At 66.5% G+C, this 13,799-nt stretch carries 10 protein-coding genes and 1 riboswitch; of the genes, 8 read left to right on the top strand and 2 right to left on the bottom strand.

Features of this window, described 5'->3' with window-relative positions; translation table 11 throughout:
• Positions 1–155: 155 nt before the first annotated feature.
• Positions 156–635, top strand: a complete 480-nt coding sequence (locus tag QE394_RS04745; RefSeq protein ID WP_015936097.1) for a DNA starvation/stationary phase protection protein — start codon at positions 156–158, stop codon at positions 633–635.
• A 111-nt stretch (positions 636–746) separates the two neighbouring features.
• Here the strand turns inward: QE394_RS04745 and QE394_RS04740 are convergent, their stop codons facing one another.
• Positions 747–2,306, bottom strand: coding sequence for an MFS transporter (locus QE394_RS04740; RefSeq protein ID WP_349033869.1), 1,560 nt, complete (start codon positions 2,304–2,306; stop codon positions 747–749).
• 86 nt (positions 2,307–2,392) lie between these two features.
• On the opposite strand from QE394_RS04740, the gene QE394_RS04735 reads away from it, so the two are divergent.
• From QE394_RS04735 to QE394_RS04720, 4 genes are all read left to right on the top strand, one after another.
• Positions 2,393–2,929 carry a TetR/AcrR family transcriptional regulator gene (locus tag QE394_RS04735; protein ID WP_349033868.1) on the top strand — a complete coding sequence of 179 codons (537 nt, stop codon included), beginning with the start codon at positions 2,393–2,395 and terminating at the stop codon, positions 2,927–2,929.
• Between the two features lie 96 nt (positions 2,930–3,025).
• Positions 3,026–3,123, top strand: a riboswitch (glycine riboswitch).
• 188 nt (positions 3,124–3,311) lie between these two features.
• Entirely contained in the window at positions 3,312–6,176 is a 2,865-nt protein-coding gene (gene gcvP, locus QE394_RS04730; RefSeq protein ID WP_349033867.1) for an aminomethyl-transferring glycine dehydrogenase, read from the top strand.
• 93 nt (positions 6,177–6,269) lie between these two features.
• Positions 6,270–7,418, top strand: coding sequence for a glycine cleavage system aminomethyltransferase GcvT (gene gcvT, locus QE394_RS04725; RefSeq protein WP_349033866.1), 1,149 nt, complete (start codon positions 6,270–6,272; stop codon positions 7,416–7,418).
• A gap of 6 nt (positions 7,419–7,424) precedes the next feature.
• A complete protein-coding gene (locus QE394_RS04720; RefSeq protein ID WP_349033865.1) occupies positions 7,425–8,882 on the top strand; it encodes an L-serine ammonia-lyase in 1,458 nt (485 codons plus the stop codon).
• 52 nt (positions 8,883–8,934) lie between these two features.
• Here QE394_RS04720 and QE394_RS04715 read toward each other — a convergent pair whose 3' ends face one another.
• Positions 8,935–9,480: a TspO/MBR family protein gene (locus QE394_RS04715; RefSeq protein ID WP_056083699.1), complete on the bottom strand. Its 546-nt coding sequence runs from the start codon at positions 9,478–9,480 to the stop codon at positions 8,935–8,937.
• A 205-nt stretch (positions 9,481–9,685) separates the two neighbouring features.
• On the opposite strand from QE394_RS04715, the gene QE394_RS04710 reads away from it, so the two are divergent.
• From QE394_RS04710 to QE394_RS04700, 3 genes are all read left to right on the top strand, one after another.
• A complete protein-coding gene (locus QE394_RS04710; RefSeq protein ID WP_349033864.1) occupies positions 9,686–10,759 on the top strand; it encodes a peptidoglycan bridge formation glycyltransferase FemA/FemB family protein in 1,074 nt (357 codons plus the stop codon).
• 106 nt (positions 10,760–10,865) lie between these two features.
• Positions 10,866–12,176 carry a peptidoglycan bridge formation glycyltransferase FemA/FemB family protein gene (locus QE394_RS04705; RefSeq protein ID WP_349033863.1) on the top strand — a complete coding sequence of 437 codons (1,311 nt, stop codon included), beginning with the start codon at positions 10,866–10,868 and terminating at the stop codon, positions 12,174–12,176.
• Positions 12,177–12,228: 52 nt separating this feature from the next.
• On the top strand, positions 12,229–13,764 hold the full coding sequence (locus QE394_RS04700) for a threonine/serine exporter family protein (protein ID WP_261621200.1): 1,536 nt from the start codon (positions 12,229–12,231) through the stop codon (positions 13,762–13,764).
• Positions 13,765–13,799 lie beyond the last annotated feature (35 nt).

Below are 13,799 nucleotides of genomic sequence, written 5' to 3'. Positions count from 1 at the left end.
TGACGGCGGTCGCGCAAGGGGGAATATGAATCACGTTCGTTTATGACTGTGCGGCAAAATTAGTAAGCTCACTGAGAAATATCCGCCCAGGCCCATGCCCGGTGGCCCGGGCGCTGATAGTTTCGAAGTTACTGGACCAATCGAGGAGGACTCCCATGAAAGCTTCACCGACCCTGACCAACAATCTGCAGGCCGTACTCGCCGACCTGATCGAGCTGCACATCCAGGGCAAGCAGGCGCACTGGAACATTGTGGGCACCAACTTCCGGGACCTCCATCTGCAGCTGGATGAAATCGTTGATGCCGCCCGCCAGTTCGCCGATGACACCGCCGAACGCATGCGGGCCCTCCATGCACTGCCTGACGGCCGCAGCTCCACCGTGTCGAAGTCGACTGCCCTGGCGGAATTTCCCGAGGGGCTGATCAGCACCAAGGACGCCATCGAGCGGATCGTTGCAGCCATGGAGGCCGCCGTGGGCACCATGCGCAAGGTCCATGACGAGGTGGATGAGGAAGATCCCACCAGCGCAGACCTGCTGCACGAGTTCATCGCCAAGCTGGAGCAGTTCGCCTGGATGGTGAACGCCGAGACGCTCAAGCCAACCGCCAGCGTCACCGCTCCCGACGAAAAGTAGCAGCGGGCTGCCGCCACGGCATGAATAAGGCGCCCTGCGCCGGAGGCTGATCTCCGGCGCAGGGCGCCTTTTGCCGTTAAGGCCTACGCGCTGCCGCGTGCCGTGGTGCTGTTACGCGGCCTTGGGCACTTTGCGAAGAACGACGGCGGCGCAGACTGCCGCGGTGGCCATCAGGACCAGTCCAATCGCCGCGGTGACGTGCACGCCGGAGTCGAAGGCGGCGGCCGCGGCCTGGCGGACGGCATCGGCCAGCGGGGCCGGAAGCCCGGCTGCGAGGTCCATGGCGCCGGCCAGTGTTTCGCCGGCACTGTGGCGGGCCGCTTCCGTGGCGGTGCCGTCCACAGCTGCCGGGAGGTGCAGGTTGTGCTGGTAGGAGGCCGTGAGGATGGAGCCAAGTACGGCCGTCCCCAGCAGCGCCCCCACCTCGTATCCGGTCTCCGAGATGGCGGCCGCTGCACCTGACTTGTGCGCCGGAGCCGCACCGAGGATGAGGTCGTTGGAGATGGTTTCAGCCGTCCCCACGCCCAGCGCCAGGATCAGCAACGCTGCCAGCAGCAGTGTGGGCCCGCCGTCGTGGTTCCCGAACGTCACCAGGCTGTACCCCGCGGAGCTGAACGCCAGGCCCGTGCCCACCACGAAGCCGGGCCTGACCTTCCGGACCAGTGGCACCACCACCAGGCCTGCCACCACAGTGGCAACAAGGGCCGGGATCATGGCGACGCCTGCGGCGGACGGCGTCATGCCCTCGAGCAGCTGCAGGTGCTGGGCCAGGAAGAGGATGAAGCCGTTGAAGGAAAACAGGGCCAGGACGTTTGCGGTGATGGCCATGCTGAACACCCGGTTGCGGAAAAGCGACATGTCCAGCAGGGGGTGCGGCAGCCGGAGCTGTCGCCGGACAAAAACGACTGCCATGGCCAGGCCGAAAGCCATGGCGCCAAGGCCGGTGCCGGACACTCCTTCCGTAGCCACTTCCTTGATGCCGTACACCAGCGGCACCATCACCAGCAGGGACAGTACGATGCTGGGAAAATCCACCTTCCCCGGTTCCGGATTCTTCGATTCCGGAATCAGCACCGGACCCAGGGCGATCAGTGGCAGCATGAGCGGCACTGCGACCAGGAAGACTGCGCCCCACCAGTAGTGCTCCACCAGCCAACCGCCGAAAATCGGCCCCAGGGCGGCCCCGCCGGAGAAGCCGGCGGCCCAGATGGCCACCGCCAGCCGGCGGCGGTTGGGCTCCGCAAAGATGTTGCGGATGAGCGAGAGGGTAGAGGGCATTAACATGGCCCCGAAGAAGCCCAGGGCGGCGCGTCCTGCGATCAGCCATTCCGCCGTTGGCGCGAACGCCGTGGCGGCCGAGAGTGCGGCAAAGCCGAGGCTGCCGGTGAGTAGCAGCCGCCGCCGGCCGATCCTGTCGCCCAGGCTGCCCATGCACACCAGCAGCCCCGCCAAGACGAGGGGGTAGGCATCCACGATCCAGAGCAGCTGCACCCCGGAAGGGTTCAGGGACTGGGCGATCGCGGGCAGGGCGAAGGTCAGGGCCGTGTTGTCCACGGCCACCAGCAGTACGGGAAACATCAGCAGCGCAAGGGCCAGCCAGTCGCGCCACGGGGCCCGTGGCGTGGCGGGTCCCTGGAGCCGGGGTGCATCACGGTGCGTCGAGATGGTCATGGAATTAACTATACCGTCCAGACGGTACAGTTTGGAATGGTGGCTGAGTTGAGCCCCTGGCATCCCGGGAAGGCATGATGGATGGCATGCCCCGAAAGCCAGTCGCCCGCGAAGCCGTCCTTGACGCCTTCGCCACCCTGTTGATTGAGGTGGGGGAGCGAGCCGCCACCCTGGACGCCGTGGCCCGAAAGGCCGGCGTCTCCAAGGGCGGGCTCCTCTACCACTTTCCGAACAAGGAAGCCCTGATCCAGGCGCTCCTGGACCAGTTGGACACGCTCGCGGGAGAAGACGCCGATGCCATGGCCGCCGCGCCGGAGGGCGCAGCGGCCTACTTCATCCGGTCCTCGGTGTGGGGAGACACCCCCTTGGACCGGGCCATCGTCGCCGCCACCAGGCTGGCGGAGGTGGCGCATGAAGAAACCCGCCGCCGATTCGCTGCGATCCAGCGGCGGTGGCTCGACGAAATCGCCGCCGACGTGGGGCCGGCCCTGGCCAAGGCCGTGCTGTACATGGGGGACGGCCTCTACTTCAACGCCATGCTCTCCGTTGGCCCCGTCCCCGAAGGCGGCGCGGCCGCGGACGTCGACGAATTGCTGGCAGCACTGGAGCGGCTCCGGCGCTAGCAGGACATTTGCCCCGGGGGCCGTGGCGTAGGAGAATTAAGCATTGTGGGAGTCGTCACCGGACGGCCCCGCGTACACATCCAATTGAATAGCCTTTGATCTGCGGCGGGAGAGTCCTGCCACAACGTTCGGCAGGCGCCGTAGGAGCAAATCCTCCCCAGGAATCTCGCAGGCCCCTGTACCGCCGCGGCGAGGCACCTCTGGAAAGCAGCAGGCCGTCCAGGCATCCCTTTACCGGATGCCGGACCGTTGTGCTCACCGACGGTGCAAGCGGGTCCTGTCCATGCAGGCGCCGCGGAAACTCTCAGGTCCAATACAGAGCGGGGAGGGACCCGAATCGCTGTGGCGTACCCTGCGCCGCCTGAGTATCTGGAGTTCCCCCGTGACGGTTAGTTCAGCCTCCACCACTTTCGTCGACCGCCATATCGGTGCCCGGCGCCAGGACCACGTCGACACCATGCTCAAGGCCGTGGGCTACGACACCGTCGACTCCCTGGTCGATACCGCCGTTCCCCAGGTCATCCGCCAGGAGACGGCCCTCCGCCTGCAGGACGCCCTCAGCGAGGTTGAGGTCCTGACCGAGCTGCGCCGGCTGGCTGGCAAGAACAAGACCGCCGTGCAGATGATCGGCCAGGGGTACTACGACACCATCACGCCGGCCGTGATCCGCCGCAACATCCTCGAAGCGCCCGCTTGGTACACCGCGTACACCCCGTACCAGCCCGAGATCTCGCAGGGCCGGCTGGAGGCGCTGCTGAACTTCCAGACCATGGTCCAGGACCTGGTGGGCCTGCCGATTGCCAACGCGTCCCTGCTGGACGAAGCGACGGCGGTGGCCGAGGCAGTCCTGCTGATGCGCCGCGCCAACAAGGCCAAACCTGCCGCTGACGGCAAAACGGTCCTGGACATCGACGTGCTGCCGCAGACCATCGCCATCGTCAAGGGCCGCGCCGAAGCGCTCGGCTTCGAGGTGGAGGTCGCCGACCTCTCCAAGGGCCTGCCCGAGGGCGACATCAACGGCATCGTGCTCCAGCAGCCCGGCGCCTCGGGCCGTGTCTTCAACCAGGCAGATGCCATATCCGCCGCCAATGAGCGCGGCGCGCTGGTCACCGTTGCTGCTGATCTGCTGGCGCTGACCCTGATCACTCCTCCGGGTGAGCAGGGTGCGGACATCGCCGTCGGCTCCACCCAGCGTTTCGGCGTTCCGCTGTTCTTCGGCGGCCCGCACGCGGCTTACATGGCCGTCCGCAAGGGGCTGGAACGCTCGCTGCCGGGCCGCCTGGTGGGCGTCTCGAAGGACGACGCCGGCGTTCCCGCCTACCGCCTGGCCCTGCAGACCCGCGAGCAGCACATCCGCCGTGAGAAGGCCACGTCCAACATCTGCACCGCGCAGGCGCTGCTGGCCATCGTGTCCTCCATGTACGCCGTTTACCACGGCCCGGACGGGCTGAAAGCGATCGCGGAAACGACGCACGCCCACGCCCGCACCCTGGCGGCGTCCCTCGCGGCCGCCGGCGTGGAAGTCCTGCACAAGAGCTTCTTCGACACCATCACCGTTCGGGTTACCGGCCGCGCCGCCGGCATTATTGCCGATGCTGAGGCACGCGGCATCAACCTGCGCTCCATCGATGCAGATACCGTAGGCATCTCCCTGGATGAAACCACGACGACGGCCGTCGTCGCCGACGTCGCGGACATCTTTGGCGCCAAGGTCGCCGGGGACGGGAGCTTCGCACTGGATGCCGGGGTGGAGCGGTCCTCCGGCTACCTGGAGCACCCGGTGTTCAACACCCACCGGTCAGAGACGCAGCTGTTGCGTTACATCCGCCGCCTGTCAGACCGGGACCTGGCCCTGGACCGGACCATGATCCCGCTGGGGTCGTGCACCATGAAGCTGAACGCCACCGCCGAGATGGAAGCGATTTCCTGGCCGGAGTTCGCCTCCATCCACCCGTTCGCTCCGGATTCCCAGACCGAGGGCTGGCGTGAACTGATCACCGGGCTCGAGGCTGACCTGACCGAGATCACCGGGTACGACCAGGTCTCCATCCAGCCCAACGCCGGTTCCCAGGGCGAACTCGCCGGCCTGCTCGCGATCCGCGGCTACCACCACTCCCGCGGCGATCAGCAGCGCAACGTCTGCCTGATCCCCGCCTCCGCGCACGGCACCAACGCCGCCTCCGCCGTCCTGGCGGGCATGAAGGTGGTTGTTGTCGCCACCGCCCCGGACGGCACCATCAACCACGACGACCTGACGGCGAAGATCGAGGCGAACCGGGACGTCCTGTCCTGCATCATGATCACCTACCCGTCCACCCACGGCGTCTACGACGGCGACGTGACCGAGATCTGCGACGCGGTCCACGCTGCAGGCGGACAGGTGTATGTGGACGGCGCGAACCTGAACGCCCTCGTGGGTCTGGCGCAGCCGGGCAAGTTCGGCGGCGACGTCTCGCACCTGAACCTGCACAAGACGTTCTGCATCCCGCACGGCGGCGGCGGGCCCGGCGTCGGCCCGGTCGCGGCGAAGGCGCACCTGGCCCCGTTTATGCCCGGCGATGCGAATAAAGCCGCGCATGAGGAGGGCCACGGCGTGGCGATTTCCGCGTCCCGGTTCGGCTCTGCCGGTGTGCTGCCGATCTCCTGGGCGTACGTGAAGCTGATGGGCGGTACGGGCCTGACCGAGGCCACCAAGTCCGCGCTGCTGGCCGCGAACTATGTTGCTGCCCGGTTGAACGAGTTCTACCCGGTGCTCTACACGGGTGAGGGCGGGCTCGTGGCGCACGAGTGCATCCTGGACCTGCGCGAACTCACCGCCCGCACCGGCGTCACGGCCGAGGACGTGGCCAAGCGCCTGATCGACTTCGGCTTCCACGCCCCCACCCTGGCCTTCCCGGTGGCCGGGACCCTGATGGTCGAGCCCACCGAGTCCGAGGACCTCGCCGAGATCGACCGCTTCATCGACGCCATGATCACCATCCGCAAGGAAATCGACCAGGTGGCCAACGGCGACTTCGCCGTCGCTGATTCCCCGCTGCGGCGTGCACCGCACACGGCGTCAGCCGTCGTCCGCTCCGACTGGGACCGCGCCTACCCGCGCGAGCAGGCCGCATTCCCGGCACACCACAAGCAGGACAAGTACTTCCCGCCCGTGGGCCGCATCGACGGCGCAGCCGGCGACCGTAACCTGGTCTGCTCCTGCCCGCCCCTCGAGGCGTTCGAGGAAAATACCTCCTTCGAAAACTAGGTTGCTCGGTGGTTGGGCTTGCCGAAACCTTGATGTCGACAAGCCCAATCACCACATTCGACAGGCCTAACAGCTGCTCCCTAAGGACTTCCCATGACTGAGAACTACACCGCCCTTTACGGCGAGCACCAGAAGCTGGGCGCCTCCTTCACCGATTTCGGTGGCTGGCAGATGCCCCTCAAGTACAGCTCCGAGCTCGCCGAACACCACGCCGTGCGCAACGCGGCCGGCCTGTTCGACCTCTCCCACATGGGTGAAGTCTGGGTCACCGGGCCGGACGCCGCAGCATTCCTGGACTTCGCCCTGGTAGGAAAGATCTCGGCCATGCCGGTGGGCAAGGCCAAGTACTCGCTGATCTGTGACACCGACGGCGGCATCATCGACGACCTGATTACGTACCGCCTCCCCGCAGCTGCGGACGGAACAGCCAAGTACCTGGTGGTCCCGAACGCAGGCAACGCCAAGGTGGTGGCCGCGGCCCTGCGGGAACGCGCCGCCGGCTTCGACGTCACCGTGCAGGACGCCTCGGCGGAAACGTCGCTGATCGCTGTCCAGGGGCCCAAGGCGCAGGACCTTCTGCTCCGGCTGGTCCCCGCGGCCCAGCACGCAGACGTCACCGGGCTGAAGTACTACGCCGCGGTGGAAGTTCCGTTCCTGGTCAACGGAGCCGGACTCGCCCTCCTGCTGGCACGCACTGGCTACACCGGCGAAGACGGCTTTGAGATCTTCGTGCCCAACGATGACGCCGTGGGGCTTTGGCAGGCACTCCTCGCGGTGGCCGACGACGGGGAGCTCACTCCGGCGGGCCTCGCATCCCGGGATTCGCTCCGACTGGAAGCCGGGATGCCCCTGTACGGTAACGAACTCTCCCTGCAGGGCGATCCTTACTCAGCTGGACTGGGTCCCGTCGTCGCGCTGTTCAAAGAGGGCGACTTCGTGGGCAAAGCTGCGCTGGCAGCAAAGAAGGAGGCCGGCGCGGGATCAACCACCGGCCGTCGCCTGGTGGGCTTGAAAGGCCTGGGCCGCCGTGCCGGCCGTGCCCACTATCCGGTCCTCAAGGACGGGGCAGTGGTTGGTGAGGTCACCTCCGGACAGCCCTCGCCCACCCTCGGCTACCCGGTGGCGCTGGCCTACGTCGACGTCCAACACGCCGCCCCCGGAACAGCCCTCGACGTCGACCTCCGCGGCAAGGCCGAACCGTTCGAAGTCGTCGAGCTGCCATTCTACAAGCGCACCAAGTAGGACGTCATGGCTGTTGGTGTTTTTGATCTGTTTTCTGTTGGTATTGGGCCTTCGTCTTCTCATACGGTGGGGCCGATGCGGGCTGCTGCGGTGTTTGCCGAGGAGTTGAGGGGCAGCGGGGTGTTGTCCAGGGTGGCAGGGCTGCGGGTGGATCTGTATGGGTCGTTGGCTGCGACGGGGCATGGGCACGGGACGATGACGGCCATCTTGCTGGGTCTGGAGGGGTTCCACCCCGAAAGGATCCTGCCGGCGGAGGTGGAGGAGCGGTTGGCTGCGATCGCCGAGACCGGGACGCTGCAGCTGGCGGGCGCCGGCGAAGGGGGGTCCGTGGCGTTGCCGTATGGGGTGAAGGACATGGTGTTGCGGCCGTTGACGGTGTTGCCGCGGCACACGAACGGGATGACGTTCACCGTCTCGGACGGCAACGGCGGGGAACTCCACCGGGCCACGTTTTTCTCCGTGGGTGGCGGGTTCATTGTCCGTGAGGGTGAGGAGGACGCCGCGCAGCAGGAACTCGATGAGTCCAAAAAGGAGCTGCCGTTGCCGTTCCGGACCGCTGCGGAGCTCCTGAGGCATTGCGCGGATACCGGGTTGGGGATCAGCGACGTGATGCTGGTCAATGAGAAGTCTTCCCGTTCCGAGGAGGAGATCCGGGCGGGGCTGCTGCATATCTGGTCCGTGATGGAGGCATGCGTGGCGACGTCGTTGAAGCGTGACGGGGTGCTGCCGGGCGGGTTGAAGGTCCGCCGCCGCGCCCCGGACTGGTTCGACCGGCTGAAAAAGGAATGCGCCCGCCCCGGCGAGGACAGCCAGGACCTGGAGTTCACGGACTGGGATTTCCATGATCCCCGGTACTGGCAGGAGTGGGTGAACCTGGTGGCGCTGGCCGTGAACGAGGAGAACGCCTCCGGCGGGAGGGTGGTTACCGCCCCGACGAACGGTGCTGCAGGGATCATCCCCGCGGTCCTGTATTACGCGCTGCATTTCGCCCCGGGCATGGAGGAGGCAACGCAGGAAGACCGCGACGGCGTGGTGGCCAGGTTCCTGCTCGCCGCCGGTGCCGTGGGGGTGCTCTACAAGGAACAGGCGTCCATTTCGGGTGCCGAGGTGGGTTGCCAGGGCGAGGTGGGGTCGGCGTCGTCCATGGCGGCGGCGGGACTTGCCGAGGTGATGGGCGGCACCCCGACGCAGGTGGAGAACGCCGCGGAAATCGCGATGGAACACAACCTGGGCCTGACCTGTGATCCGATCGGCGGGCTGGTGCAGGTTCCGTGCATCGAGCGGAACGCGATCGCGGCGGCGAAGGCCATCAACGCGGCGAAAATGGCGCTCTGGGGCGACGGGACCCACCGGGTCTCCCTCGATGAAGTCATCATCACCATGCGCGAAACCGGCAAGGACATGTCCTCCAAATACAAGGAAACCGCGATGGGCGGCCTCGCCGTCAACGTCGTCGAATGCTGACAACGGGAACCCTGTCGGTCATGGGCCGCACCTGGTCCGCTTCGGGCGGACGCTAATTGTTGATGGCCGCCCACACGTTCAGCGTTGAGGCGTACACCAGCCATGCCACGTAGGGCAGCAGCAGCAACCCCGCTGTGCGGCTGATGGGGCCGAAATACAGGATGGTGACGACGACGGCGACGATCAGCGCCAGGATGATCACCAGCGCCAGCCACAGTGCCGGCGTTCCGAGCGTTGGGTAGAGACCGAAAAACATCGGGGTCCAGGCGAGGTTCAGGACCAGTTGGACGGCGTAGGCAATCATGGCCGGACGCGTGCGCCTGGTGCGCTTGCGCCACACCAGCCAGGCCGCCACGGCCATGGCCGTGTACAACAGGGTCCACACGGGGCCGAACACAAAGTTGGGCGGCGTCCAGGGCGCCTTTTCCGCCGTGGCGTACCAGCCGTCGACGTTGCTGGTGGAGGCGAGGCCGCCAAGGCCGGCCACGAGGAAGGACGCCACCAGGAAACCCGCCAGTCCGGCCGCCTGGACCGCCGGCCTGTACGTGCGGGACTTTCGCTCCGACGGCAAGGTGGACTGTCCCGTGTTCGGCTCCATCTCACCACCCTTGCGAATCGTGGTGCGCGAGTCAAGGCAGGCGCGCGGAGGGGTCCAGGGCCCGCCGGACGGCCGTCCGCCAAGTTCCCCGGGCGCGGCCCGGACCGCCGCAGGCTTTAGACTTGAGGCTGCATGTCCGCGCAGGAACGGCAACAGCAGCACCGAGAACAGCACCGAGCATCAACCCCGATTGGACACGGCCCCCTTGCCAGAATTCACCGCACGTTTTGCCACAGCCGAGGAAATTGAAAACTGGGACAAGCACGTCACGGCCAACCCCAACGGCGGCAACATGCTGCAGTCGGCGGCCTACGCGTCCGTGAAGAACGGCAGCGGCTGGAAGGTCCGCTTCCTGGTGCTGGAAGGCGGCGGGACCGCCAGCTACAACCTGGTCCTGGAGAAGGCCGTTCCGCTGCTGGGACGGCTCTGGTATCTCATCAAGGGCCCGGACCTCGCCGACGCCAGCCACCTCAAAGCGGCGTTGGAGTCCTGTGCCGCCCTGGTCCGGGAGCGCAGGCTCAACGTGTTCACTATCAAGATCGAGCCGGACATCGTGGATTCCGATGCCGCCCGCGCCACGCTGGCTGACGCCGGCCTGGCCAAGGCCCCCAACATCCAGTCCAACGACTCCACGGCGCTGCTGGACATCTCCGGTACGGACGAGGAAGTCCTCAAGGCCATCTCCTCCCGCGCCCGCAACGCCGTCCGGCGCGCCGAAAGGGAAGGCTGCGAGGTAGTTCGCCGGGAACCGGGGCCCGAAACCTACCGTGCCCTCTACGACCTCATGGCCGACACCGTAAAGGCCAAGGGATCCATGCCTCTGCGCAGCTACGAGTACTACGCGCAGTTCTGGGACGAATTCTGCAACCGCGGCCAGGGCAACTTCTTCTTCACCTACGAAGACGGAAAGCCCAGCGTCGGTGCGTTCGTCATCAACTACGGTGCCAAGGCAACCTATAAGGACGGCGGCTCCACGCAAAACCGCAAACAGTACGGCGACTCGCACCTGGTCCAGTGGTCCGCCATCCGGAGGATGCAGGAACTGGGCTGCACCGAGTACGACTTCTGCGGCACGCCACCGGCATCACGGATCAAGGACAAGAGCCACAACCTGTACGGCATGGGGATGTTCAAGACCAGCTTCACCAAGACCGTCACCGACTTTGTGGGGTGCCACGACTACGTTCTTTCTCCCCTCCGGCACCGGCTGTGGGTCAAGGGCGGTGAGCGGGTGTTCCGCCGGATTGAAACGGCGCGCACCGGCCAGCAGTTCTACTGACCAGTCCCCCCGGTCCGCTGCCTGGTACCCCACGGCACGGAAGACGACGCTCCCGCCCCAGCACCTGCCAGGCAGGCCCGCGACAAGTTCCAGAAAAGGTAATCCCTTGAACCAGGTTTCCACCACCGCTCCCGAATACACGGTCCTCAGCGACGACGAGTTTGAGGCGTTCGCCCTCAAGCATCCGCAAAACAGTTTCCTGCAGTCGGCCGATTTCACCCGCTTCCAGCGCGCCCGCGGACAGCAGGTGGAACTGTTCGGTATCCGCCGCAACGGAGAACTCGTGGCCGCCGGGAAACTGAACTTCACCACCGCGCGCCTCGGGTACACCGTGTGCGAATGCGCCAAGGGACCCCTGATGGACTACACGGACCCTGCCCTGGTGCGTGACGTCGTCGTACTTCTCCGCAAGCGCGCGGCCGAGCGCAAGGCTGCCGAACTGCGGATCTCACCGAACCTGAAGTACATTGCCCGCGACGAGGACGGGGCCGAGCACCCGGAAACCACTGACAACCGGCCGCTGGTGGCGCGGCTCGGCGGCCTGGGATTCCGGCACCAGGGCCTGGAGATGAACTTCGTGAACGTTAACTGGATGTTCGTCAAGAACCTCCAGGGCATCGCGGACCCGGAAGAGCTGATCATGGGCACCAGCTACCGCACCCGAAAAGCCATCCGCAAGGCCGAAAAGAACGGTGTGTTCCTGGAGCAGGCCACGCTGGAAACCCTGGACGACTTTTACGGCGCGCTGAGCCGGGCCGGCGACGAGAAGGGCTTCGTCTACCGGGAACGGGAGTACTACGAGAACCTGCTCCGCACCACGTCGCCGGAATTCACCAAGCTCATGATGGCCAAGATCGACATCCCGGCCTACCGCCGGTCCATCACCGAACGGCTCGAAGCCGAATCGGCCACGGCCGCTGAGCTTCGGCGCGACGTCGAGGAGACGGGCAGCAAGAAGAAAGCCAACCGGCTCAAAGTGGTCCAGGACCTGGTGGACAGCTACGAGCGCAGCCTCAAGGACATCGAACGCTTCCCGGACTCCGTGGGCGTGGCCACCGTGGCCGCCATCCACTTCGTCTGCTACGGCGACGAGGTGGTGTGCGTGATCGGCGGCACCGTGCAGGACTACATCTATTTCAATGGCGCCACCTCGCTGTATTGGGGCATGATGCTGCACGCCCTTGAGAAGGGGTACCCGAGGTACAACTTCTACGGAACCTTCGGCATCTCCGGGCAGGACCAAGAGGGCCACGGCGGGTACGAATTCAAGAAGGGCTTCGGCGGCGAAGTGGTCCAACTCGTGGGCGACTTTGTGATGCCGGTCCGTCCCGCAGCCTTCCACGCCAACAGGCTGGCCAGGTCCGCCGCGGCGGCGGCCCGCACCCTGCTGGGCAAGCTTCCGATCAAGCGCGCCTGACCCACACATCCGCACCAGCGCACCACACCAGCGCATCAGGGAGGAGGAGATCATGGCCGACCGGCGCGATCATCCCAAAGCTCAACCAACCGGCGCCAAGGACCGCCCGCCCACCGGGCCGGCACGGGCGCTGCCCCGCACCGAAGCCCTGCCCAAAACCGAACCGCTGACGGCCGCCCAGGTCCGCCAGAACGCTGCGGCGAAGAAGATGCTGCGCCGGCTCGTGCAGGGCGAGAACCCTCCCACCGCGCCGCTGAGCATCGTGGACAGGCTGACCGGCAGCCCCTACGCCAACCCCACCATCCAGGTGAGCGGCGTGGACGCGTCGGCCCGCAAGACCCTGGACTTTGTCCTCCACCTCGCTGAAACCATGTTCCGCTACGGCGCCGGCGCCCTCGAAGTGGAGACCAGCATTATCGCCGTCACGGCCGCACTGGGGCTGAAATACGTCGAAGTGGACATCACCAACCAGTCCGTCGGCATCAATTACGCCCCCAAGGACCAGCCGCCCATCGCACTGCTGCGCGTGGTGCGGTCCTGGACCAACAATTACGCCGGCCTGGCCAGGGTGCACCAGCTGGTCACCGACATCGTGGCCGGGGGAGTGGGCCGCGACGAGGCCATCAGGCGCCTCAACGAAATCATCACCAGCCCCAAGCCCTTTCCGCGCTGGATGGTTACCTCGGCCTTCGGTGTCTTCGCCGCTGTGTTCGTGGGCGTGCTCGGCGGCGGGCCAGTATCCTCCGGCATCGCCTTCGCAGCCAACATCGGCATCAGCCTCCTGGCCCGCCAGCTGGGACGCTGGCGGGTCCCTGACTTCTTCATCACGGCGAGCTGTTCCTTCGTGGTCACCCAGCTGGCGCTGCTGCTCTGGCAGTTCGGCCTTACCACCTCGCCGGCCATCGTGGTGGTGGGCGGCATCCTCCTGCTGCTGCCCACAGGCCGCCTGGTCTCCTCGGTGCAGGATGCCATTAACGGCTTCCCCGTCACGGCCGCCGGACGTTTCCTCTCAACGCTCCTGACGTTCGGCGCCATCGTGGCAGGCATCGCCGTCGCCTTCGTAGTGGGCGAGCTGACCGGTGCGCAGCGGATCGACGTCACCGAAACGTTCCCGCCCGCCTACGACCTGTGGGTCCTCATCATCTTCGTGGCGGTGGCCGTGATGGCCATTGGCATCACCGAGCAGACCAGCTGGCAGCTGCTGCTGCCCACCGCAGCTGTGGGAGTCATCGGCTACCTGGTGCTGCTGGGCGGCGGACTGCTGGGCATCGGCGACCGGTTCGCGCCTGCACTGGCGGCCGTGGTGATCGGCCTGCTGGCCCGGGTGCTGGCACTGCGCATGGGAGCCCCGCAACTGGTGGTGGCAGTCCCCGCAGCACTGATCCTGTTGCCGGGCCTGACGATCTTCCGGTCCATGTACGTGCTCACCATCGAGGAATCGGAAATCCTGCTCGGTGCCGGCGGGATGCTCAGCGCCGGGGCCATCGTCCTGGGCACCGCGGGCGGCATCGTTCTGGGCGACACCCTGGCCCGCCCGTTCACCCGCAGCCTGGCCAGCAATGAACGCCGGCGAGCCCGGCGCCGCTAGGCTCGGGAAGGTCCAACAAAAGCGCGCCCCGGGCT

The sequence above is a fragment of the Pseudarthrobacter sp. SORGH_AS 212 genome (assembly GCF_030818145.1).
Taxonomy (GTDB): domain Bacteria; phylum Actinomycetota; class Actinomycetes; order Actinomycetales; family Micrococcaceae; genus Arthrobacter.
This window is presented reverse-complemented; position numbering and strand designations above follow the sequence as displayed.